Here is a 20,339-nt window from a genome sequence, read left to right as displayed (position 1 = left end):
CGGTCGCGGGGTCGCCGGGCACGAGCCGCGTCAGGCCCGGATCGGTGGCGTCCGGCAGAGCGCGCATGTCCGAGGTCGAACCGAGCGCCTTCGCACGGCGTACGACCATCAGGCCGGCTCCGTCGGCCTCGCTGTAGAGGCGGAAGCCGCCCTGGGAGCGGGCGGAGGGGATGACGAGGCCGGTCTCCTCGCGGTGCCGGACGTACTGCCGGACGTCGTGCGGCGACTGGTATCACCGCGAGATGGACCGCGGACCCGCCCCGGTGACCGGCTCACGCGGATCCGCACACCGCCCGCGCGACGAGCCGGCATCAGTCAGGGCGGGTCGCGTGCCGCGCGCCGGGGTTGACGAGCGGGCCGCGCGGGTCGGCGGCGTGGTGGATCGCCGACTCGACGGCGGCGACGCGGTCGGCGAGCAGGCCCAGGGCGGCCACCGCGCCGGTGAGCGCGGCGAGATGGGGGTCCCTCCGGCCGAGGGCCGGGGGATGGTCGTCCTCGGGGCCGCCGAGAGCCCGCGTGCGGGCGTAGGCGGTCTTCACCTCGGCCCAGCGCGTCGCCTGTTCCCCCGTCAATGTGCCGCGCAGCGCCGCCAGTTTGAGGAGGTTGGCCTCGGCGTTGGTGGTGAGGGTCTGGGCCTCGGCCGTGTAGTGGTCGTCGACAAGGGCGGCCAGCTCGGCGTCGTTCATGACCGGCTCGACGCGTTGGGCGATCTTGTTCATGTTGCGGTACGAGCCCTGGAGTTGGAAGGGCGGTTCGGTGCGGGTGGCGTCCGACCGCGCGGCGGAGGCCATGTACGCGGCGTTCACGGCGAGGACCGTCGCGCGGGCCGTCAGCAGGTGGCGCAGTACGGCCAGGATCCGCTCCAGCTCGGCGGGGGCGTAGGGGTGGGCGAGCCGGTCGGCGCGTGCGGTGGGGTCGCCTTCGGCGAGGCGGATCAGCGCATCGAGGTCCGCCCGGTCACGGCCGGCGAGCGGCGCCAGGACCGGGTTGGCGGTGAGGGCGTTCTCGACGAAGCTGAGCGCGAAGGCGTCCCGCTTGCCGGTGAGGACGTCCCCGAGGTTCCACACGTCCGCGCGGTTGGCGAGCATGTCGGGGACCCGGAAGCGGCTGCCGGACTCGGTGTAGGGGTTGCCGGCCATGCAGACGGCGAACCGCTTGCCACGCAGGTCGTACGTCAACGGCTCACCGTCCCGTACGCCGTCGACACGGCGGGTGGCGTCGCACAGCGGGATGAACTTCTGCAGCAGCTCGGGTGACGTGTGCTGGATGTCGTCGAGGTAGAGGAGGGTGTTGTTGCCCGCCGCCAGCGCGAAGTTGATCTTCTCGATCTCCTGGCGGGCGGTGGCGTCGGTCGCCTCGGCCGGGTCGAGCGAGGTCACGGTGCGGCCGAGCGCCGGGCCGCTGATCTTCACGAGCAGCAGGCCGAGCCGGTCGGCGACGTACTCCATGAGGGTCGTCTTGCCGTAGCCCGGCGGGGAGACGAGCAGCAGCAGGCCGCCGGTGTCGGTGCGCTTGGACTCACCCGTGGTGCCGAGCTGCTTGGCGAGGCTGTCACCGATGAGCGGGAGGTACACCTCGTCGATGAGCCGGTTGCGGACGAACGCGGACATCACGCGGGGGCGATAGTCGTCGAGACGGAGCCGGGTGCGCTCGGCGGCGACCAGAACGCCGCGGCGACGCTGGTAGGCGCGGTGGGCGGGCACCTCACGGGAGCGGAACTCCGCTGTGCGGGCGAGGAGTTCGTCGACCCGCACCGTGAGCGCACGGCCGGTGATACGGGGATGGCTGCCGAGCAGCCCCCCGACGGTCTCGCTCAGCGGCGCGTCGGACTCGTAGCGGACCAGGTCCGGGCACAGCTCGGCGGCCACCGCCTCGGCCAGGTCACCGGGGGTGACGTCCGCACCGGTGGAGGCGGCGTAGGCGCAGAGCCATGCCTCGACGAGCTGTCGGCGGGCGGCGAGGTCGTCGAGTGCGGTGAGATCCTCGTCGTACGCCGAAGTGCCCACCGTGCGGCGGAACTTGTCGAGCAGGGTGCGGGCGCCGGCACTGATCACGAAGCCGTCGGGGCCGGTGGTCAGCTCGTCGAAGAGGTACGCGGCGGCGGCCTCCCCACCGACCGCCTCCGCCAACTCGCCGCGCAGATCCTCGATGGCGGGCGCGAGGCCGAAGGTGTCCCGGGCGCGGGCCAGCGACACCGCGCGCCGGCTCCAGCTCGCGCGAGCCTCGGCCGTCGTGCCGTGCGCCCAGAACAGCTGGGCGGCGGCACGGGCGGCGGGCTCGTGGCGGAGGAGGCCCGCGCTCGCGTGCAGCCGGAGCAGAGCGGTGAGGACAAGGACCGTGTCGTGGTCGTGGACACCGCGCTCGTAGCCCTCGTCGTACGCCTCCTGCGCCGCCTGTCCGACCAGTGCTCCCAGCTCGGTCTCCGCGAGGGCCGCCGGGCCGTGTTCGTCCAGCAGGCGGGCGGCGAGGTGTTCCGCGCGGTAGACCTCGGGCGACTCCGAGGGGAGCGGACGGTCCCAGTACGGGCGGGTCGCGGCGAAGTCGGGGTCCGTGACCGGGGCCCGGTAGTCGGTGCCGGTCAGCGCGAAGGCGAGGGTGTCGCCGTGCGGGACCAGGGTGAGGTCGAGCGGCTGGGTGTTGACCGCGAAGCGGTGGGTGCCCAGGCGCAGGGTGCGGCCGTCGTCGGCGTACAGGTCGCCGCGGTCGCGCAGGGCGCGCAGCGCCTCCTGCCGGGCGGCCTTGAGGCGGCCGTCGAGCTCCTCCGCGCGGACCTGGTCGCCGAGTTCACGCAGCTCGTCGGCGACTCGGCGGACTTTCGCCGGCATCGGGTCGGAGGTGAAGTACGTGGCGACGGCGTCCGCGTCGGGAAGCGTGGCCGCCCGGCGGGCGACGGTCGTCAGCACCCGTGCCGCCGAGTCGGCCAGGCGCTCCGCGCGGCGGGCGCGGGCGTCGGCGAGGGTCTGCTTGCGGGCGGAGAACGCCTCGTGGACCTCGTCACGCTTGTCCGCGAGCGTGCCCAGGAAGTCGTCGAACTCGGCGAACCGGGACTCCAGGTTCTCCAACTGCACGAGCACCCGGGCGAGTTGGTCGTCGGAGCTCTCGGGACTGTCGGCGGCCGCGAGTGCGCCGGTGAGGGTCTGGCCGAGCAGGGCGAACTCGGCGGCGAACGCGGACCGTCCCTCACGGTCGCGGAGTTCGCGGCGGCGGGCGTCGAGGGTGGCGCGGGCGCGGTTGACTCCGCCCAGCACCTCGGCGACCCGCTCCAGGATCGACGTACGGACGGTGGCGTCGCCGATGTCGAGTCCGGCGACGACCTCGGTCACCGCGCGCAGCCGGTCGGCCAGTTCGCCGAGGCGGGCGGCGACGGGCGCGCCCTCGGCGACGGTGGCGATCGCCCCGGCGTCCGCGAGCAGCCGCTCGACGTCCGCGTGCTGGTCGGCGAAGGCGCCGTCGCGGGCCAGGTCGGCGACGGCCCGCTGCCCGAAGGACGCGAGGTCGGACTCGGCGTCCGCGGCCAGCTCGTCGACACGAGAGGTGTCCGCGTACCGCAGGTCCCTGAGCGTGAGCAGGTGGCCGTGCGCCTGCCGGAGCTCGGTCAGACCCGCCATCCAGGCGGCGGCACCGCGCGGCGCCTCCCCGCGCAGCCGTCGTACGACCGTCGCGACGCGCGCGGCGGCTTCGGCGAGCGCTTCGGCAGCCCGGCGGGTGAGGGCCTGGACGGTCTCGAACTCGGCCAGCACCTGCTCGGCGGTGGCCCTGACCTGCTCCAACGGGGTGCCCAGATCACCGAGTTCGGGCTCGCTCAGCCAGTGGTGGGAGTCGGCGGCCCGGACGCAGGCGGCGGCCAGCGCCTCGTACACCTCGCTCGTCGGCGTCGACGCCGTCTCGGCGACCGCTCGGGTGACGGACAGGCAGTCGGAGATGCCGCGCACGAGGTCGGCGTTGCCGACGCGGGCCAGGGGCCCGGTGCCGACGGGCCGGCCGGCGGCGTGGGTGTCGGAGACGTACGGGGAGCGCCACAGCTGGACCGGATGCACGCGCCGCGGTTCGGCGTCGACTCCCGCGGGGTCCGCGCGCAGGACCATCAGCGTGCCGTCGTCGAACAGTGCCCAGCCGTCGCAGGACAGCGGGGTCGCGACCTCTTTTCGGATCACGTTGTACGGCAGCAACAGGCTACGGCCGGCCACGCGCGCGTGGAACGCGAAGACGACGTCCTCGCCGTTGGGCGAGCGCACCACGCGCTCGAACTCCGGACCGTCCGTGTCGACGCCGTCGAACGTCTTGTACGTGCCGGTCGCAAGGCAGTGGCCGCCGGGGAAGACGATGCCCTGGTCCTCGGGCAGCCGACGGCACGCCTGCCCGATGCCGTCGAGCCGGACGACCGTCCTGGTGAGGGTGTTGAACACCAGGTAGCGGTGGGCGTCCTCCTTGTAGGGGCGGATCCGCAGCAGGATCAGGGCGCCCACGCGCGCGTGGGCGATGTCCGCGTCGGCGAGCGACTGCAGCGGCTCGTCGACCGGTTCGGCGTGGATCCCCTCGCTCGTCTCGGTGTCGTCCTCGGCCTTGACGGTGAGAGCGCCGCCGACCGTGCCGACGAAGACCTCGCCGCCGATGGACACATGCGGGTGACGGCCGAGGACATGGTCCGCCCGGGTCGTCGGGGTCCACTCGAAGTCATGGGAGGGCGGCAGGACATGGTCCCGTTCGCCGCGCGCGTCCAGGAAGACGGCCCGGCCGTCGTCGGACAGCGCCCAGCGCAGCACCCGGATGTCGTCGGCCTTCTCACCGGTCCGGAAGACGGCCAGCAACTTGCCGTCCACGAGCCGCAGTTGCAGCAGATGAGCCTGGCGGTAGTAGCGGTACAGGGCCGCGAACTCCCGTACGAAGGCCGGGTCGTCCAGCAGGCCGGGCACGGCGTCCTCGGGCAGCCGGTTCAGGTCGCGGTCGTGCAGGGCGAAGACATCACGCACAGCCGTGTCCGGCTTCACGTCGAGGAAGACGTTGTGCCCGAAGAGCAGCACGTCGCCGACGGCCACGATGTCGCGGGGCACACAGGCGTGCTCGGTGCGCAGCCGCTCGGTGCCGGCCAGTTCGAGCCGGGTCGAGCCGAACTCCTCGGTGCGGCGGGAGTTGAGCGCCTCGGCACGCCGGGCGAGTTCGGCGGCCTGCGCGGTGAGCCGGTCGCGCAGCACCTCATAGGTGCCGGTGTCCACGGCGTCGTACGTGCCGGTGTCCGGGCCGGTGGTCATGGGATCCCTCTCAGGAGTCGTGAAGAACGTGGCCAGGAGCTGCCGTCCCCTGTGCGGCAGCTCCTGACCACGGGCCGGTCAGATCTTGGCGGTGCCGTTCAGGCCGGCGAGGGCGGTGTCCGAGACACCCAGCTCGCCCGCCTTGTCGAGCAGCTGCCGCAACGCGGCGGAGTCGGCCCCGCCCTTCCCCATCAGCTTCATCAGCAGCGCGGAGACGGTGAGGTTCTGCACGTCGGCCGTCGAGACCGAGCCGAGGACGCGGCCGAGGTCGTCGGGGAAGCTGGCGGTGCCGTCGAGCCAGGGCTTGGCGAGCGCCTGGGCGGTCTCGGAGTGCTGGACGAAGCCGTCGAGGCCCTTACCGAGCGCGATCGAGGACATCAGCCGGTCGAAGAACACCGATTCACCGCCGACGATGTTGATGTCGGCGTTCTCCAGCCCGGTGGCGAGCACGGTGGCCTGCGCCTCGGCGACCTGCCGCTGCACCTCAAGCCCGGCGAGCCGGATGTCCTTCTCGGCCTCCAGCCGCAGCCGGTACTCCTCGTGCGTACGGGACGCCTCGTCCAGCGCGGCCATCGCCGCCGCCTTCTCGGTGAGACCGGCGGCCTCCGCCTTCAGCTTCTCGCCGATGGCGGTGGCCTCGGCGAGCGCCTTCGCCCTGGCGCCCTCCGCCTCGGCCCGCATCCGCGCCTCGGTGGCCTCCGCCTCCGCCCGGCCGGACTTCTCGATGACCTCGGCCTCCTTGTCGCGGACCTGCACGGCGGCCAGGCCTTCGGCGGCGGCCTCCGCCTGGACGCCCTCGGCGAGCCGGACCTTGGCCCGCGCGTCGAGGTCGGCCGTCTTCAACCGGGCCTCGGCCAGGGTGAGTTCCTCGGCGGCCCGGTGCGTGGCGGCCTGCTCGGCGGCCTCCGCGGCCTTGATGTCCTTGACCAGCTGCTCCTGCGCCTCGGCCTCGGCGGCGATGATCACGGTCTGCCGCTGCCGCTCCGCCTCCTCCACGGCACGGAGCTTCTTGATGGACTCCTCCTGCTCGGCGACCGTACGGTCCACCGCGACGCGCTCACGGATGACCTCGGCGATCTCCCGCTTCTCCGCCTCGACCTCCTTCGACGCGGCGATCCGGGTCAGCTCGGTCTCCCGCTCCCGGGCGATGACTTCGAGGAGCCGGTCCTTCTCGATGCGCTCGCTCTCTACGGCGATGACCCGCTCACGGTTCTTCGCGGCGACGGCGATCTCACGGGCCTGGTTCTCCCGCTGGACGCCGAGCTTCTCCTCGGTGGCGAGGAACGCGCCCTGCGCCCGCAGCCGCTCCTCCTCCACCACCCGCGCCGTCTCGGCCTCCTCACGCGCCCGTACGGTCTCGATCTCCCGCCGCTGCTTGATCTCGGCATCCACCTGCCGCCGCTCCAGCTCCAGGATGGCCTCGCGGGCGTCGACGTTCTGCCGCTTGATCTCCTTCTCCTCCGTGCGCTGGGCCTCGTTGGTGCGCACGTGCTCCACGGCCGTCAGCTCGGTGATCTTCCGGATGCCCTGCGCGTCGAGGACGTTGGCCGGGTCGAGCTGGATCAGCGGCGTCTGCTCCAGGTAGTCGATCGCCGCGTCCTCCAGGTGGTAGCCGTTGAGGTCGACGCCGATGACCTCGATGATCCGGTACCGCAGCTCTTCGCGCTTGGTGTAGAGGTCGGTGAAGTCCAGCTGCTTGCCGACGGTCTTGAGGGCCTCGGAGAACTTCGCGTGGAACAGCTCCTGCAATGTGTCCCGGTCACTCGCCCGCGCCGTACCGACCGCCTGGGCGACCTTGACGACGTCCTCCACGGTCTTGTTGACCTTCACGAAGAACGAGATCCGGATGTCCGCGCGGATGTTGTCCCGGCAGATCAGCCCCTCCTTGCCGGCCCGCATGATCTCGATGGTCTTCACCGAGATGTCCATCACCTCGGCCTTGTGCAGCACCGGCAGGACGACCTGCCCGGTGAAGGTCACGTCGACCCTGCGCATCTTGGAGACGATCAGCGCCTTGCCCTGCTCCACCTTGCGGAACAGCCGCGAGACGACGAACAGCACGAGGACAACGAAGAGCAGGCAGACGACGGCGAGCACGCCGATGACATCCATGGCATACGTCCTTGAGGCATAGGGCGGTTGAAGTGGGAGACGGCCGTACGGGGCCGGGCCCCGCCGAGGCGTGTGGTGGCTCAGGCTTTGCGGCGGTCGGGCGCCGCGGAACGGGCGAAGCCGGGTTCGTCGGGGAAGAGCCGGTGCAGCGGCCGTACGAACAGGCAGGTCAGCCGCCAGGCGACGAACAACGCCCCGGCCGTCACCACCGGACGCAGCAGGCCGGTCACCGCTCCCTCACCCGTCAGTCCGACCAGCAGGACGCTCGCGCCGACACCGAGGAACCAGGCGAGCGCGGTGAGCAGGGACAACGCGACCGACACCGGTACCCCGCCCATCCCCCAGCCCTCCAGGTCGACGTCCGCGTCGAAGCTGCCCAGGGAGGTGACGCCGACGGCGACCAGCAGCCAGAAGCACACGACCACGACAAGGCCGGCGGTGAAGAGGAGGACGGGAAAGCCCACGGCGGCCTGAACGAGCGTCGGCATCGACATGGGCGTCATCCGTCCCCCTCTCCCGAACACAGCCTCTGTGGCACCTGTGGCGTCTGTGGACGGTGCACCGCTTTCCGTCCGGGTTCGGTGCCGCACACCTGCCGGTGTCCGGCACCGAACCCATCCGCAGTGCTCCCCCGAACGCCATGATGTACGACCGCACCACCCCCATACATTGCCGTGTCCCGGCAGTGTTGAGCAGAGCCTGAGTGCCGGTGAGCCACTGGGAAAGCTCCTCGGCCCGCGCAAGGCGACCAAGCGGACCGCGGCCCGCCGCCCCCCAGGCCACGGCGGCAACGCCGGCCTAGTGCCGGCCGAGCAGCAGGACGGCCATCGCCGCGACGGCTCCGCCGGCCATGGCCGGGCGGTCGGTGGTCCAGGCCCACCGCTCGCGTGCGCCGCCCGGTTGCCGGAGTTCGCCGAGCGCCGTCCTGATCAGCAGGGCGGCGGCGACGATCACGGGTGCCGGCAGCGAGGCGTCGGCGGTCATCGGCCGGACGCCTCGTCCTGCCGGTCCGCCCTGCTCGGGGCTTCGACTGCCTGCTGGTAGACGTCCGGGATGCCGTCGGCGTCCGCGTCGACGCTCTCCTCGTCGTACAGGCGCCGGTAGAGCCGGTTGCGGCGACGCAGGAGCAGCGTGGCGAGGAGAGCGGAGACGAGGGAGGCGATGAGGACCGCGGCTTTGACGTGTTCGCCCTGCGCCGCTTGGGGGAAGGCGAGTTCAGCGATGAGCAGGGCGACGGTGAACCCGATGCCGGCCAGGGTGGCGAGCGCGAACACGTCGGCCCAGGCGAGGTCGGGATTGAGCCGCGCTCGGGTGAAGCGGGCCGCGAGGTAGGTCCCCGTGAAGATGCCCACGATCTTGCCGAGCACCAGGCCCAGGATGACGCCGAGCGGCTCCGGACGGGTGAACACCTCGCCCAGGGCATCGGCGGAGACGCTCACTCCCGCGGCGAACAGCGCGAACAGGGGGACGGCGACGCCGGCGGACAGGGGGTGCAGCAGGTGCCCGGTGCGCTCGCCCGGCGACGCCGACTCGCCCTCGTCGGGGCGGGTGCGAAGGATCAGCCCCATGGCGACGCCGGCGACGGTGGCGTGGACGCCGCCGTTGTACATCAGCGCCCAGACCGTGACTCCGAGGGGCGCGTACCACCACCAGCCGGTCACCCGCAGCCGCTGGAGCGTGTAGAAGACGATCAGGCCCGCCGCCGCCCCGCCCAGCGCGTACGGATTGAGATCGTCGGTGAAGAAGACGGCGATGACGAGGATCGCGCCGAGGTCGTCGACCACGGCCAAGGTGAGCAGGAACGCGCGCAGGGCAGCGGGCAGATGGGTGGAGATGACCGCCAGAACGGCGAGGGCGAAGGCGATGTCGGTGGCCATCGGCACCGCCCACCCGTCCAATTTGCCGCCGCCCGGACCGACCGTGGCGACGTAGACGGCCGCGGGCACCGCCATCCCGCACACGGCCGCGACGACCGGCAGCGCGGCCGTGGCCGGTGTGCGCAGTTCGCCGACGACCAGCTCGCGCTTCAGTTCGATCCCGGCGACCAGGAAGAACACCGTCAGCAGCCCGTCGGAGGTCCAGTGCCCCACCGACAGATCCAACCCGAGCGCCGGTACGCCGAAGTGGAAGTCACGTATCCGCTCGTAGAGGTCCTTCAGCGGGCTGTTCGCCCACACCAGCGCCACCGCGGCCGCCACCAGCAGCACCAGCCCGCCGACCGTCTCCGTACGCAGCGCCCGGGCCACCCGCTCACGCTCCGGCCAGGGCAGCAGCCCGAGGAAGACGGAACGCTCACGCGGGGCAGCACACATACGGGGGCCTCCGGGATTCGACGGACGGGCACAAGGCCCCTACACGCCGACCAGACTTCCCGGCACACCGCGCGCCTCTCGACGCGTTCTTCGCACTCTACAAGACGGCCGCGTTCCCTCAACGGACGCTCAGATCCGGATAACGATCACGTCACCACCCCTGGGGGTTCACGCCGAGAGGGGCCTTTGGGTGACTCACGTCACTAAAGGATTCGCAATGAACATGGTAAGACTTCCCACTCCGTCGCGGGCCCACCTTCACCACGCCCCTACCGCGTCTTTCCCCACCCCCACCGCGGCGCCCCGCCAGCACGTCCCCGCTCCCCGAGGTAGACCCGATGTCACTCGAGTCCGTCACCACATCCATCGACGACGCAGTCAGCGATTTCTTCGAACCCGTCGCCGAACATGTCAGCGACGTCGTCTTCTACGCCGTGTCCGTCGGCGGCACCGAACTTCCGCTCATCGTCGCCTGGCTGGTGGTCGCGGGCCTCGTCTTCACCACCTGGTTCGGGCTCATCCAGGCCCGCAAGTTCAAGCTCGCCTTCGATGTGGTGCGCGGCAAGTACGACGAGGAGGGCTCGCCCGGTGAGGTCAACCACTTCCAGGCGCTGACCGCCGCCGTCTCCGGCACCGTCGGCCTCGGCAACATCGCCGGTGTCGCCGTCGCCGTCAGCATCGGTGGCGCCGGCGCCACCTTCTGGATGATCCTCTGCGGCCTGCTCGGCATGGCCACCAAGTTCGTCGAGGTCACCCTCGGTGTGAAGTACCGCCAGGAGCACGAGGACGGCACCGTCTCCGGCGGTCCGATGCACTACCTGCCCAAGGGACTCGCCGAGCGCTTCGGCAAGGGCGGCGCCATGTTCGGCAAGGTGCTCGCCGTCCTCGCCTCCGTCATGATCCTCTTCTTCGGCCTCTTCGGCGGGAACCTGCTCCAGGCCAACCAGAGCTACGCGCAGGTCGCCTCGACCGTCGGCGGGGAGGACGGCTTCATGGCCTCCTCCGCCGGTGCCATCCTCTTCGGCCTGGTGGTCGCCGCACTGGTCGGCCTGGTGCTGCTCGGCGGCATCCGCTCCATCGCCTCGGTCACCAGTCGGCTGGTCCCGGCGATGGCCGGCATGTACATCGTGGCCTGCCTGATCGTCATCCTGGTGAACGTCACGGCGGTACCCGACGCGATCCAGGAAATTTTCGAGGGCGCGTTCGAAGCCGACGGTGTCACGGGCGGTGTGCTCGGTGCCCTGATCGTCGGCTTCCAGCGGGCCGCCTTCTCCAACGAGGCCGGTCTGGGCTCCGCCCCGATCGCCCACTCCGCGGTCAAGACCAGGCACCCCGCGAGCGAGGGCCTGGTCGCTCTGCTGGAGCCGTTCATCGACACGGTCGTCATCTGCACCATGACCGCGCTGACCATCGTCATCGCCAAACCGGCCAGCTGGGCCGAGGCGCGCGAGGGCGAGAGCATCGGCGGCGTCACGATCACCTCCGACGCCTTCGGGACCGTGCTGCCCTGGTTCCCCGACCTGCTGACGATCGCGGTGCTGCTGTTCGCCTTCTCCACGATTCTGACCTGGGGCTACTACGGTCTCAAGGCGTGGACCTACCTCTTCGGGAAGAGCAGGACCAGCGAGACCGTCTTCAAAATCATCTGGAGCGTGTTCGTCGTCGCGGGCTCCCTGCTCTCCCTCGACTCGCTGATCAGCCTGGCCGACTCGGCGCTGTTCACGCTGTCGGTCTTCAACATCATCGGCCTCTACCTGCTGGTCCCCGTGGTCAAGCGCGAGCTCGACTCCTTCCTGGACTTCGTCCGGAGCCGGGACGCAGGGGCGGCCGTGGGCGGCCAAGACCCAGAGGACGAACGCGAGTCCACCAAGGTCCTCTGACCTCACGGCTCAACATATGGACCGCCCCGTACCACTCCTCGGTACGGGGCGGTCCCGCGCCACCGCAGCGCCCTCGACAACCCGGGCAGACTGGTGCACGACGATGCCGGGCAGCTCCGCGTGAATGGGCGCTTGGGTGGGCGGAGGCGACCATAGGGTCCAGGGCCAGGGTCGGCGAGCAGGGCGAAGACCGGGCCGCGGTGACGGTGTCGACGCTCCCGACCGAGGTGACGACTCCTATCAACCACCTGGGTGCCGGTCCTCACCGACCGGGGTTACGCCATCTCCGGTTGAGCGGCCGCCTTCCGGTAGGTCACCACCTCCACCTGCCGGACCATGCCGTTGCGACTCCGAGGCAGTCCACGGCTGACGACCTCACCCTCGTACCGGTCACATCGCCCCCACGGCCACCACCGCAGGTGGCGCGACCGTCGTGCGCAGGTCGCCGCGCTCCAGCCGGCGCAATCCAGCGTCCCGGTGACCGTCCCGCGCGGCGACGTCGGCCGACCGGCCCGAACGCCGAGACGGCAGGCCCCTGCCCGTCGGTCAGACTGCCGCGGGGACGCCGAGCATCGCGGAGGCCTGTTGCACCGGGTCGAGGACGCGCGTGGGCGCGAGGGTCTGGGGAAGGTCGCGGCAGGTGAAGCCGAGCTGGGTCATGGCCCGCAGGACTTCGCCGGCGCTGAAGTCGCGGCGGTCCTGGCGTGTGACGACTTGGCCGACCTGTTTGGCGGGGTAGGTGCGTCGGCCGATGATCACGGACTCGCCGGAAGCCTGCTCGGGCTTGACGCCCTTCATCGCTTCAAGAACGCCGCTCTTGGTGAGGTCGAACGGGAAGCGGGCGATGACACAGCGCATGATGCCTCACAGGGAGAAGAACGAGGGGGATGGTTCCGCCGCGGTCGAGGCGGTTCAGCGGGCAAGGGCGAGGACGCCCAAGGCTCTGCCGTGTTCGTCGACCACAGGCAGGGCATCGAGCCGGCTGCGGCGCATCGCGTCCTCGGCTTCGGCCATGGTGGTCACGGGCGAGGTGAACGACCCTCGTTCGCCGAGGATGTCGCGCAGTTGGACCCGGTCCGGGTACGCGGAGCTGTCCCGGGCCGCGGTGAGTTGGGCCCGGGTGACCAGTCCGGTGCATACGCCGTCGTCGTCGCGGACGAGCAGGTGCCCGGTGTGGGCACCGGCCATGACGGACAGGGCCACCTCGACGGTCATGTCGTCACAGACCTGCGGTCCGGCGGCGTCCATGGCGTCGGCCACCGTCCGGTGCACGGGGGTGGCACTCGTCGAGCGGGGCTGCATCTGAACCAGCGTCACAAGGTGCCTCCTGCATGAATGGGTCAACTTGCGGATCACGAAGTCTCTAGGCCGCCGCGTCGAAGGAGGTCTGCCGCGCGCTCACGCGCCGGGCGGCCGAAGCAGGACTGCGCCGGCCCCGGGAGGACGCACCGCGCTGACGCCGCTCGACCACCGGGGCGGTGATCGTCACAGGGATGCCGGAGGGGGTCCGGGCGCCGGTGATCCGGCTGAGTGCCTCCTCGCCGGAGCGGACCTGGGTGGTCTGGGGCACGATGCCGGCGGCGGTCATGAGGCGGGTCATGTCGCGGCGCTGGTTCGGTGTGACCAGGGTGACGACGCTGCCGGACTCCCCGGCGCGCGCGGTGCGGCCGCCGCGGTGGAGGTAGTCCTTGTGGTCGGTCGGCGGGTCGACGTTGACGACGAGGTCGAGGTTGTCGACGTGGATGCCGCGGGCCGCGACGTTCGTGGCCACGAGCACGGTGACGTGCCCGGTCTTGAACTGGGCCAGGGTCCGGGTGCGCTGTGGCTGTGACTTGCCGCCGTGCAGGGCGGCGGCCCGGACACCGCTGTTCAGCAGGTCCTCGGTCAGCCGGTCGACGGCGTGCTTGGTGTCCAAGAACATGATCACCCGGCCCTCGCGCGCCGCGATCTGCGTCGTCGTCCGGTGCTTGTCGGCGCCGTGGACGTACAGCATGTGATGCTCCATCGTGGTGACCGCGCCCGCGGACGGGTCGACGGAGTGGACGACCGGGTCGGTGAGGTAGCGGCGGACCAGGCGGTCGACGTTGCGGTCGAGGGTGGCCGAGAACAGCATCCGCTGGCCCTCGGGGCGGACCTGGTCCAGCAGAGCGGTGACCTGGGGCATGAAGCCCATGTCGGCCATCTGATCGGCCTCGTCCAGGACGGTGATCGCGACCTGGTTCAGTCGGCAGTCACCGCGGTCGATGAGGTCCTTGAGCCGGCCCGGCGTCGCGACGACGACCTCGGCGCCACCGCGCAGCGCATTGGCCTGCCGGCCGATCGACATCCCGCCGACGACGGTGGCCAGGCGCAGCTTCACCGAGCGGGCATAGGGGGTGAGTGCGTCGGTCACCTGCTGGGCCAGCTCACGCGTCGGCACGAGGACCAGGGCCAGCGGCTGGCGGGGCTCGGCGCGCTGTCCGGCCGTGCGGGCCAGCAGGGCCAGGCCGAAGGCGAGGGTCTTGCCGGAGCCGGTGCGCCCGCGCCCCAGGGCGTCGCGGCCCGCGAGGGTGTTAGGCAGGGTCGCGCCCTGGATCGGGAAGGGGACGCTCACTCCTTGCGCCGTCAGCGCGGCCAGCAGCGGCCCCGGCATGTCGAGATCGGCAAACGCCTCGACCGCGGGCAGCGCGGGAGTGATCGTCTCCGGCAGTGCGAACTCGCCCTGCGCCGCTGCGGGCCGCCGGCCCTGGCCGCCCGAACGGCTCGGGCCGCCCGAACGGCTCGGGGCGGGCGAGCCGAGGCGGGCGCCCCGCCTCGAACCGGCGCTGGAGCCGAAAGCGGAGCCCTCGGTCCGGCGGGGGCGGGAGGAGCGGCCGTTCGTACGTGTGGGGTTCATCGAGAACCTTCCGTGATACGCGGCACGCACCAAGGAATTCCCGCAGCAAAAGAGCAGCGCGGGGAATCACAAGAACGGGCCGAATGGAATGCGAAAAATAATCTGGCTTGCAGTGAATCCACTGCGGGGCACAAAGGCGAAATAGGTAACGTCATATGGATGTGAAATCCCGGACGTCGACCGGTTGCAGCTCCGAAGAGGCGCGGATCACTGGGGAAAGAGGTACGGCAGTGTTCAGGTGACACCACTGCGGGAAATGCCCGTAGCTGGGGCCCGCACCCCAAGGGATGCGGGCCCCAGCTACGAAGTACGCGTCAACGTCAGGCGAGAACGATGTTCTCGGCCGTCGGGCCCTTCTGCCCCGGCGCGATGTCGAAGGTGACCTTCTGACCTTCGAGCAGCTCACGGAAGCCCTGGGCGGAGATGTTCGAGAAGTGGGCGAACACGTCAGCGCCGCCACCGTCCTGCTCGATGAATCCGAATCCCTTGGCCGCGTTGAACCACTTCACAGTGCCTGATGCCACGATATATCTCCTCTAGGGCAGTACGCCGAGACCCGCGACGCACGGATACCGGGTCGCCGCGATGATGCCCCGTCCGAAAAAATACCGGCAATACACAAAAGCTTCCAGTCGCCGCAGAATATCGACGAAGGCGCTTGAAGTTTGGGAACCACGACTGCAACTGAGATCGACAGTAGCACGGCGTAGCAGCCGACGTACGGTAAATAACTCCGCTCTGCCAGTTAGCATAAAAACACTCCCGGCGCTGCCTGTTGAAGCCTCACCTCGCGGTCATAGATATTGCCCCGTCCGGAGCGCAGCGTCTCGGGAAGAGCGGTCTCTGTTCCCGGCTCAGAACACACAACTATTCCGGTGGCACCGGCCCCCATCGAACCGTGCGCCAATCTCGACACAGATCAGGGCCGCGCAGCCGCTGCTGCGCGCCGCTGAGACCACGCCGCCCGAAGAAGGCCAGGACAGGGCTCAGGTTCTCGGCCTGGTCAGGACAAGCCCGCCCGTGAACGCGCCCGAACTCGTCGCCGTCATCCGCGCCGACGCTCACTTCAAGACAGGCACTCGTCGAACGCCTCGTCGAACACGCCTTGCTCGCAGCCATCCAGAAGAACTTCATCCACCGGCGTTGACAATTTTTCTCGACGGATGCTGATTTGACAGTACGAGACGATGCCCGCTCCCGCCGCACGGCGGTCTGTCGACAGGAGCACAACCGTGAGCCGTGGACCTCGTTGGCGTGCTGTAGGGCGACCCTGGCGCGCGCTGTTCGCGTTGGCAGTGTGCTTGGGTGCGCTGCCACTCATGTTATTGAGCCACGGCACGACCAACGCGTATGCCGCCTCCCCGGTGCGCGTGTACGTCGCCGGCGACTCGACCGCGTCGACCTACACCACCGGCCAGGCCCCCCGGACCGGCTGGGGACAGGCCCTCCCCGTCTTCTTCAACTCCAACGCGGTGGTCGTGAACGTCGCCAAGTCAGGCGCCAGCTCCAAGAGCTTCATCGACCTCGGCCGGCTCGACCACATCCTCGGCCTCATCACGGCAGGCGACTACCTGCTCATCTCGTTCGGGCACAACGACGAGAAAGTCGACGACCCCACCCGGTACACGATCCCGGCGACGACGTACAAGTCCTACCTGTCGCAGTACATCGACAAGGCGCGGGCCAAGGGAGCCAACCCGGTCCTCATCACACCGGTCGAGCGGCGCCGCTTCAACAGCGTCGGCGTCATCACGCCCAGTCACGGTGAGTACCCGGCCGCGATGACCGAACTCGCCACGGCCAAAGGTGTGCCGCTGATCGACCTGACCGCCTCCAGCACGCGGCTGTGGAACGCGCAAGGAGTCGAAGGCACCAAGAACTACTTCATGACCCTGCCGGCCGGGACGTACCCCAACTACCCGGACGGGATCGCGGACAACACCCACTTCCAGGCGTACGGCGCGATCCAGGTAGCCCGCCTGGTGGCCCGCTCGCTCAACAGCCAAGCCGTCATTCCGGCGGCCGACTTCCAGAAGCTCGACGACAAAATCCCCACCAGCGCGATCGTCTGGCCCACCACCGCACCCTACTGAGCACCCGTCGCTTCCCCTCCAGGGGCGATCCGTCCGCCGCGCCCCGGCGCGGCCATGAGAAAGCAGCCGTACATGCCCCTTCTCACCAAGCGCCGATTCGTCAGCGCCCGCGCCACGGTCGCCGCCTTAGCCACCGCGGCCGCGGCCGTCACCGTCTGCACCGACAACGCTTCCGCCGCCACCGCGATCACGGTCGCCGCCGATGGGTCGGGCAACTACACCACCATCCAGGCAGCCGTCGCGGCCGCCTCCACGGGAACTGTCATCACCATCAAAGCCGGCACCTACCAGGGTCAGGTGTCCATTCCGTCGAGCAAGTCCGGCATCACCCTGCAGGGTGCCACGGGCACCTCGACGGACGTCGTGATCACCGGTAGCGCCCCGGCCTCCACCGCCGGGACGGCCGGCAGCGCCACCGTGCTGAACAGGGCCGCGAACACCACGATCAAGGGCCTCACGATCGCCAACACCTATGCCGCCCACGACAGCCAGGCCCTGGCCCTGTATGCGGGGGGCGACCGGCAGTTCTACCGCAACGTCCGGTTGCTCGGCTACCAGGACACCTTCCTGTCCTGGGGCGGCACCGGCAGCTCCCAGGTCCGCCAGTACGTCTACAAGAGCTACATCGAGGGTGCCGTCGACTTCATCTACGGCAATGGTGCGCTGGTGATCGACAGCTCGACAATCCGCTCGCTCGACCGAAGCAGCACCAACAACGGCTACATCACCGCCGCGGCCACCAACACCAGCAACAAGTACGGCATCCTGATCACCCGGTCGACCCTGCTGAGTACCGCCGCCTCGCAGACGGTGGCGCTGGGCCGCTGCTGGCACGCCGGCGGCGCCACGGACGCGATAGGCCAGGTGCTCGTCCGGGACTCCACGCTCGGCGGCCACCTCCGGCAGGCCGGCGCCTGGCAGGACATGGGCGGCTTCTCCTGGAAGACCTGCCGGTTCTCGGAGTACAACAACACCGGCTCCGGTGCCACCCAGGGAACCAGCGACCGGCCGCAGATGAGCGCCTCGACGGCCGCGAGCTACACCGCCCAGAACTACCTGGCCGGCAATGACAACTGGAACCCAGTGCCGTAAAAGGAACCGCCTGCGGCGAAGCGCGAACCGGCGAGTCATCGACAACGGACCGACCCGCCGCGTGGCAAACGCCGACCAGCGGGAACAGCGCGTACCGGCCGGGCCGGGCCGGACCCGGCCGGAGTTCACCGACGACGAGCGCCGGGCACTTGATGCCGCTGCCGACCCGGTGGGCGAGCCACCCCGCGGCCGCCACGCGGCCCTCGCCCGCCGACTCGGCCCAGGCGATTTCGCCGACATGTTCAGCTGAGTCGTGGAAAAGCCCGGGTCAGAGCAGGTTTCTCGGCTCGCCGAGCATCGTGAGGGCGCCCAGGGCGATTCCTACTCCTCCGTGGCCGCGTGAGAGCGTCGGCCGGAGAGCTCCGGCGCGCCGGACACGGGGTTCGCCCGTACACGATCACGGACGGGGCCTTCGGATCCTGAGCACCGCGGGGACGCCGACGCCGAGGGCGATCAGCGCCAGCAGTGACAGTGACAGCGGGCGTTCGACGAAGACGGTCCAGTCGCCGCCGGCGATGATCAGGCTGCGCCGGAGGTTGTCCTCCAGCAGCGGTGTCAGTACGGCGGCCAGGATGGCGGGGGTCAGCGGGAACCCGTTCTCCTGCATGACGTAGCCCACCAGCCCGATGCCGAGCAGCATCAGGAGGCTGAACATACTGAAGGTGAGGGCGTAGGCACCCAGCATCGTGAAGGCGATCACGCTGCCGTAGAGCAGCGGCGGTGGTACCGTCAGAAGTTTCACGAAGAGCCGGACCATGGGCAGGTTGAGGATCAACAGCATCGTGTTGCCCACGAGCATGCTGGCCACGATCGTCCACACGAGGTCGGGGTCCGAGCTGAACAGCTGGGGTCCCGGCTGAAGGCCGTACATCTGGAAGACGAACAGCAGAAGAGCCGTGGTCGCCGACGCGGGCACGGCCAGCGTCATCATGGGGATCATGGCGGCGCCGACGCCGGCGTTGTTGGCGGTCTCGGGTGCGGCGACACCCTCGATGGCCCCATGGCCGAAGAGGCGTCTACGCTCGCCGCGCGCGATGCGCTTCTCGAGGGAGTACGCCGCGAAGGTGCCCAGGGTGGGGCCGAACCCGGGCAGCAGACCGGAGAGGAAGCCGACAAGCGTGCCACGGCCGTAGGCGGGCAGCGAGAGGCACAGTTCCTCGCGGTTCATCCAGGCACGACCGGTCATCTCCACCCCCTCGTCCGGCCGCTTCCGGCCGACCGACAACTGCCGCAGGGCTTCGGGCACGGCGAACAGCGCCATGGCGACCAGGGCGATGTCAATGCCGTCGGAGAGTTCGAGCACGCCGAAGGTCCAGCGTCTGACCGACGACTGGCTGTCGGTGCCGACCAGGGCGACAGCCATCCCGAACAGGACGGAGACGCACGCCTTCAGGCGCGAGCCGGTGATCAGCGAGGCCGTCATGGCCAGGGCGCCGAACATCAGCACGGTGTACTCGGCCGAGCCGAAGGCGACGGAAACCCGCACCATGAGGGGCGCGACGAGGACCAGACCGAGGACGGCGACGATCCCGCCGATGTACGAGCCCACCGCGGCGGTGGCCAGCGCGGCACCGGCGCGGCCCTTGCGGGCCATCTCGTAGCCGTCCAGCGCCGTCACCGCGGAGGCCACCTCGCCCGGTGTCCTGATGAGGATCGAGGTGGTCGAACCGCCGTACATCGCGCCGTAGTAGATCCCGCTGAGCAGGATCAGACCGGCCGCCGGATCGAGTCCGAAGGACAGCGGGATGAGCAGGGCGATGGCCGTGATCGGCCCGACGCCGGGTAGGACGCCGACGGCCGTTCCGACCAGCACCCCCAGGAAGACGAAGAGCAGGTTCTCGGGAGTGAGGGCGTGGACCACTCCCGAGAACAGATGGGCGAACGCGTCCACGAGTCCCTTTCGCTCAGCCGAGGAGACCGGCGGGCAGTTCGATCCCGAGCAGCCTGGTGAACGAGACGTGGACAACGACGGTGAAGGCGACGGCGAAGCCGAGGTTGCGTCGCCACCGTTCCCGGTCGATCAGTGTGCTGGTGGCGAACAGGTAGGCCGTGGTCGCGGTCAGGTAGCCGAGAGGGATGAAGAACAGTACGTAGGCGGTGAACAGGGTTGTCATCAGGGCCAGTCGACGCCAGGGAACCGGGGGTTCGGACGATTCGAGCGGCCCCTCGGTCCGCTCCGGTACGGCCGTGTGCCGCGTCCTGTGCCCGGCGCGCGCTCCCCTGCCCGCGAGCATCAGGCCCGACAGCGCCAGGAGCAGACTCACCGCGACGGGGAAGGCGGACGGGCCGAGGGTGTCCGAGCCGCCCGGCGGCGCCGCGATGCGCAGCGCCGCCAGGAACAGTCCCATACCGGCCGCGGTGACCCCCAGGCCCACTGTGACGTCCGCCCTCGGCGAGGACCGGTCCGGCAGGGTACTCACAGCTGTCCCGTCTCCCGGAGCCCCTTCTCCACCGAGGCCTGGGTTTTCGCCAGGTAGTCGGAGAGGGTCTTGCCGGTCATGAAGGTCGTGGTCCACTCGTTGCGCTCGGCGATGCGCTTCCAGGTGTCGCTCTCCACCGCCCGCCGCAGGGCGTTCTGCCAGTACGTCACCGCGTACGCGGGCATGCCCGGAGGGCCGTAGATGCCCCGCCAGTTGGCCAGCGTGACGTCGTATCCCTGCTCGGAGGCGGTGGGTGCGTCAAGGCCGGGCAGCCGCTTCTCGCTCAGTACGGCGAGTCCCTTGAGC

The 20,339-nt window shown here is 70.2% G+C and carries 15 protein-coding genes and 2 pseudogenes; 4 read left to right on the top strand and 13 right to left on the bottom strand.

All coding sequences use genetic code 11. The features are described from left to right. Positions 1-4: 4 nt before the first annotated feature. The 6 genes and pseudogenes from I8N67_RS43050 to nhaA all read right to left on the bottom strand — a co-directional run. A pseudogene (locus I8N67_RS43050) lies at positions 5-202 on the bottom strand (MerR family transcriptional regulator); the annotation flags it as partial. A gap of 109 nt (positions 203-311) precedes the next feature. Further along, complete coding sequence (locus I8N67_RS28660; protein ID WP_200307113.1) at positions 312-5,249, bottom strand: DNA repair ATPase; 4,938 nt, start codon at positions 5,247-5,249, stop codon at positions 312-314. Positions 5,250-5,327: 78 nt separating this feature from the next. Continuing rightward, positions 5,328-7,361 (bottom strand): flotillin family protein, encoded by a 2,034-nt coding sequence (locus tag I8N67_RS28655; protein ID WP_200307112.1) that lies wholly within the window; start codon positions 7,359-7,361, stop codon positions 5,328-5,330. Between the two features lie 80 nt (positions 7,362-7,441). Next, positions 7,442-7,864, bottom strand: a complete 423-nt coding sequence (locus tag I8N67_RS28650; protein ID WP_234046445.1) for a hypothetical protein — start codon at positions 7,862-7,864, stop codon at positions 7,442-7,444. 295 nt (positions 7,865-8,159) lie between these two features. After that, the gene (locus I8N67_RS28645; protein WP_200307111.1) at positions 8,160-8,345 is read right to left on the bottom strand and encodes a hypothetical protein; all 186 of its coding nucleotides are present in this window, start codon (positions 8,343-8,345) and stop codon (positions 8,160-8,162) included. Next, positions 8,342-9,673: a Na+/H+ antiporter NhaA gene (gene nhaA / locus I8N67_RS28640; protein WP_200307110.1), complete on the bottom strand. Its 1,332-nt coding sequence runs from the start codon at positions 9,671-9,673 to the stop codon at positions 8,342-8,344. The genes I8N67_RS28645 and nhaA overlap by 4 nt, the downstream gene beginning before the upstream one ends. Positions 9,674-10,011: 338 nt before the next feature. On the opposite strand from nhaA, the gene I8N67_RS28635 reads away from it, so the two are divergent. Next, entirely contained in the window at positions 10,012-11,553 is a 1,542-nt protein-coding gene (locus I8N67_RS28635; protein ID WP_200307109.1) for an alanine/glycine:cation symporter family protein, read from the top strand. 546 nt (positions 11,554-12,099) lie between these two features. Here I8N67_RS28635 and I8N67_RS28630 read toward each other — a convergent pair. From I8N67_RS28630 to I8N67_RS28615, 4 genes are all read right to left on the bottom strand, one after another. Beyond that, positions 12,100-12,411, bottom strand: coding sequence for an SCO5918 family protein (locus I8N67_RS28630; protein ID WP_200307108.1), 312 nt, complete (start codon positions 12,409-12,411; stop codon positions 12,100-12,102). Positions 12,412-12,465: 54 nt separating this feature from the next. Then, positions 12,466-12,870, bottom strand: a complete 405-nt coding sequence (locus I8N67_RS28625; protein WP_200307107.1) for a CBS domain-containing protein — start codon at positions 12,868-12,870, stop codon at positions 12,466-12,468. Positions 12,871-12,916: 46 nt separating this feature from the next. Further along, positions 12,917-14,428, bottom strand: coding sequence for a DEAD/DEAH box helicase (locus I8N67_RS28620; RefSeq protein ID WP_200307106.1), 1,512 nt, complete (start codon positions 14,426-14,428; stop codon positions 12,917-12,919). Positions 14,429-14,748: 320 nt separating this feature from the next. Next, positions 14,749-14,952 (bottom strand): cold-shock protein, encoded by a 204-nt coding sequence (locus I8N67_RS28615; RefSeq protein ID WP_200307105.1) that lies wholly within the window; start codon positions 14,950-14,952, stop codon positions 14,749-14,751. 795 nt (positions 14,953-15,747) lie between these two features. Here I8N67_RS28615 and I8N67_RS28610 point away from each other — a divergent pair. The 3 genes from I8N67_RS28610 (at position 15,748) to I8N67_RS28600 (ending at position 17,863) form a co-directional block, all read left to right on the top strand. Beyond that, positions 15,748-16,521 carry a rhamnogalacturonan acetylesterase gene (locus tag I8N67_RS28610; RefSeq protein WP_234046444.1) on the top strand — a complete coding sequence of 258 codons (774 nt, stop codon included), beginning with the start codon at positions 15,748-15,750 and terminating at the stop codon, positions 16,519-16,521. 72 nt (positions 16,522-16,593) lie between these two features. Then, a complete protein-coding gene (locus I8N67_RS28605; RefSeq protein WP_200307103.1) occupies positions 16,594-17,613 on the top strand; it encodes a pectinesterase family protein in 1,020 nt (339 codons plus the stop codon). 61 nt (positions 17,614-17,674) lie between these two features. Next, positions 17,675-17,863, top strand: a complete 189-nt coding sequence (locus I8N67_RS28600) for a hypothetical protein (protein ID WP_200307102.1) — start codon at positions 17,675-17,677, stop codon at positions 17,861-17,863. A 147-nt stretch (positions 17,864-18,010) separates the two neighbouring features. Here the strand turns inward: I8N67_RS28600 and I8N67_RS28595 are convergent, their stop codons facing one another. From I8N67_RS28595 to I8N67_RS28585, 3 genes and pseudogenes are all read right to left on the bottom strand, one after another. Next, positions 18,011-19,504 carry a tripartite tricarboxylate transporter permease gene (locus tag I8N67_RS28595; RefSeq protein WP_200307101.1) on the bottom strand — a complete coding sequence of 498 codons (1,494 nt, stop codon included), beginning with the start codon at positions 19,502-19,504 and terminating at the stop codon, positions 18,011-18,013. A 13-nt stretch (positions 19,505-19,517) separates the two neighbouring features. Further along, the gene (locus I8N67_RS28590; protein ID WP_200307100.1) at positions 19,518-20,033 is read right to left on the bottom strand and encodes a tripartite tricarboxylate transporter TctB family protein; all 516 of its coding nucleotides are present in this window, start codon (positions 20,031-20,033) and stop codon (positions 19,518-19,520) included. Next, positions 20,030-20,339 (bottom strand): annotated as a pseudogene (locus I8N67_RS28585) (tripartite tricarboxylate transporter substrate-binding protein); the annotation flags it as partial. The gene I8N67_RS28590 and the pseudogene I8N67_RS28585, both read right to left, overlap by 4 nt.

Origin of the sequence: Streptomyces adelaidensis (assembly GCF_016598475.1) — a bacterium.
Taxonomy (GTDB): Bacteria; Actinomycetota; Actinomycetes; order Streptomycetales; family Streptomycetaceae; genus Streptomyces; species Streptomyces adelaidensis.
This window is presented reverse-complemented; position numbering and strand designations above follow the sequence as displayed.

What these genes read in the sequence shown, in the direction of transcription:
- I8N67_RS28660 (WP_200307113.1), bottom strand. Translation starts at nt 5,249, where the DNA reads ATGACCACCGGCCCGGACACCGGCACGTACGACGCCGTGGACACCGGC.
- I8N67_RS28655 (WP_200307112.1), bottom strand. Translation starts at nt 7,361, where the DNA reads ATGGATGTCATCGGCGTGCTCGCCGTCGTCTGCCTGCTCTTCGTTGTC.
- I8N67_RS28650 (WP_234046445.1), bottom strand. Translation starts at nt 7,864, where the DNA reads ATGACGCCCATGTCGATGCCGACGCTCGTTCAGGCCGCCGTGGGCTTT.
- I8N67_RS28645 (WP_200307111.1), bottom strand. Translation starts at nt 8,345, where the DNA reads ATGACCGCCGACGCCTCGCTGCCGGCACCCGTGATCGTCGCCGCCGCC.
- nhaA (WP_200307110.1), bottom strand. Translation starts at nt 9,673, where the DNA reads ATGTGTGCTGCCCCGCGTGAGCGTTCCGTCTTCCTCGGGCTGCTGCCC.
- I8N67_RS28635 (WP_200307109.1), top strand. Translation starts at nt 10,012, where the DNA reads ATGTCACTCGAGTCCGTCACCACATCCATCGACGACGCAGTCAGCGAT.
- I8N67_RS28630 (WP_200307108.1), bottom strand. Translation starts at nt 12,411, where the DNA reads ATGCGCTGTGTCATCGCCCGCTTCCCGTTCGACCTCACCAAGAGCGGC.
- I8N67_RS28620 (WP_200307106.1), bottom strand. Translation starts at nt 14,428, where the DNA reads ATGAACCCCACACGTACGAACGGCCGCTCCTCCCGCCCCCGCCGGACC.
- I8N67_RS28610 (WP_234046444.1), top strand. Translation starts at nt 15,748, where the DNA reads ATGTTATTGAGCCACGGCACGACCAACGCGTATGCCGCCTCCCCGGTG.
- I8N67_RS28605 (WP_200307103.1), top strand. Translation starts at nt 16,594, where the DNA reads ATGCCCCTTCTCACCAAGCGCCGATTCGTCAGCGCCCGCGCCACGGTC.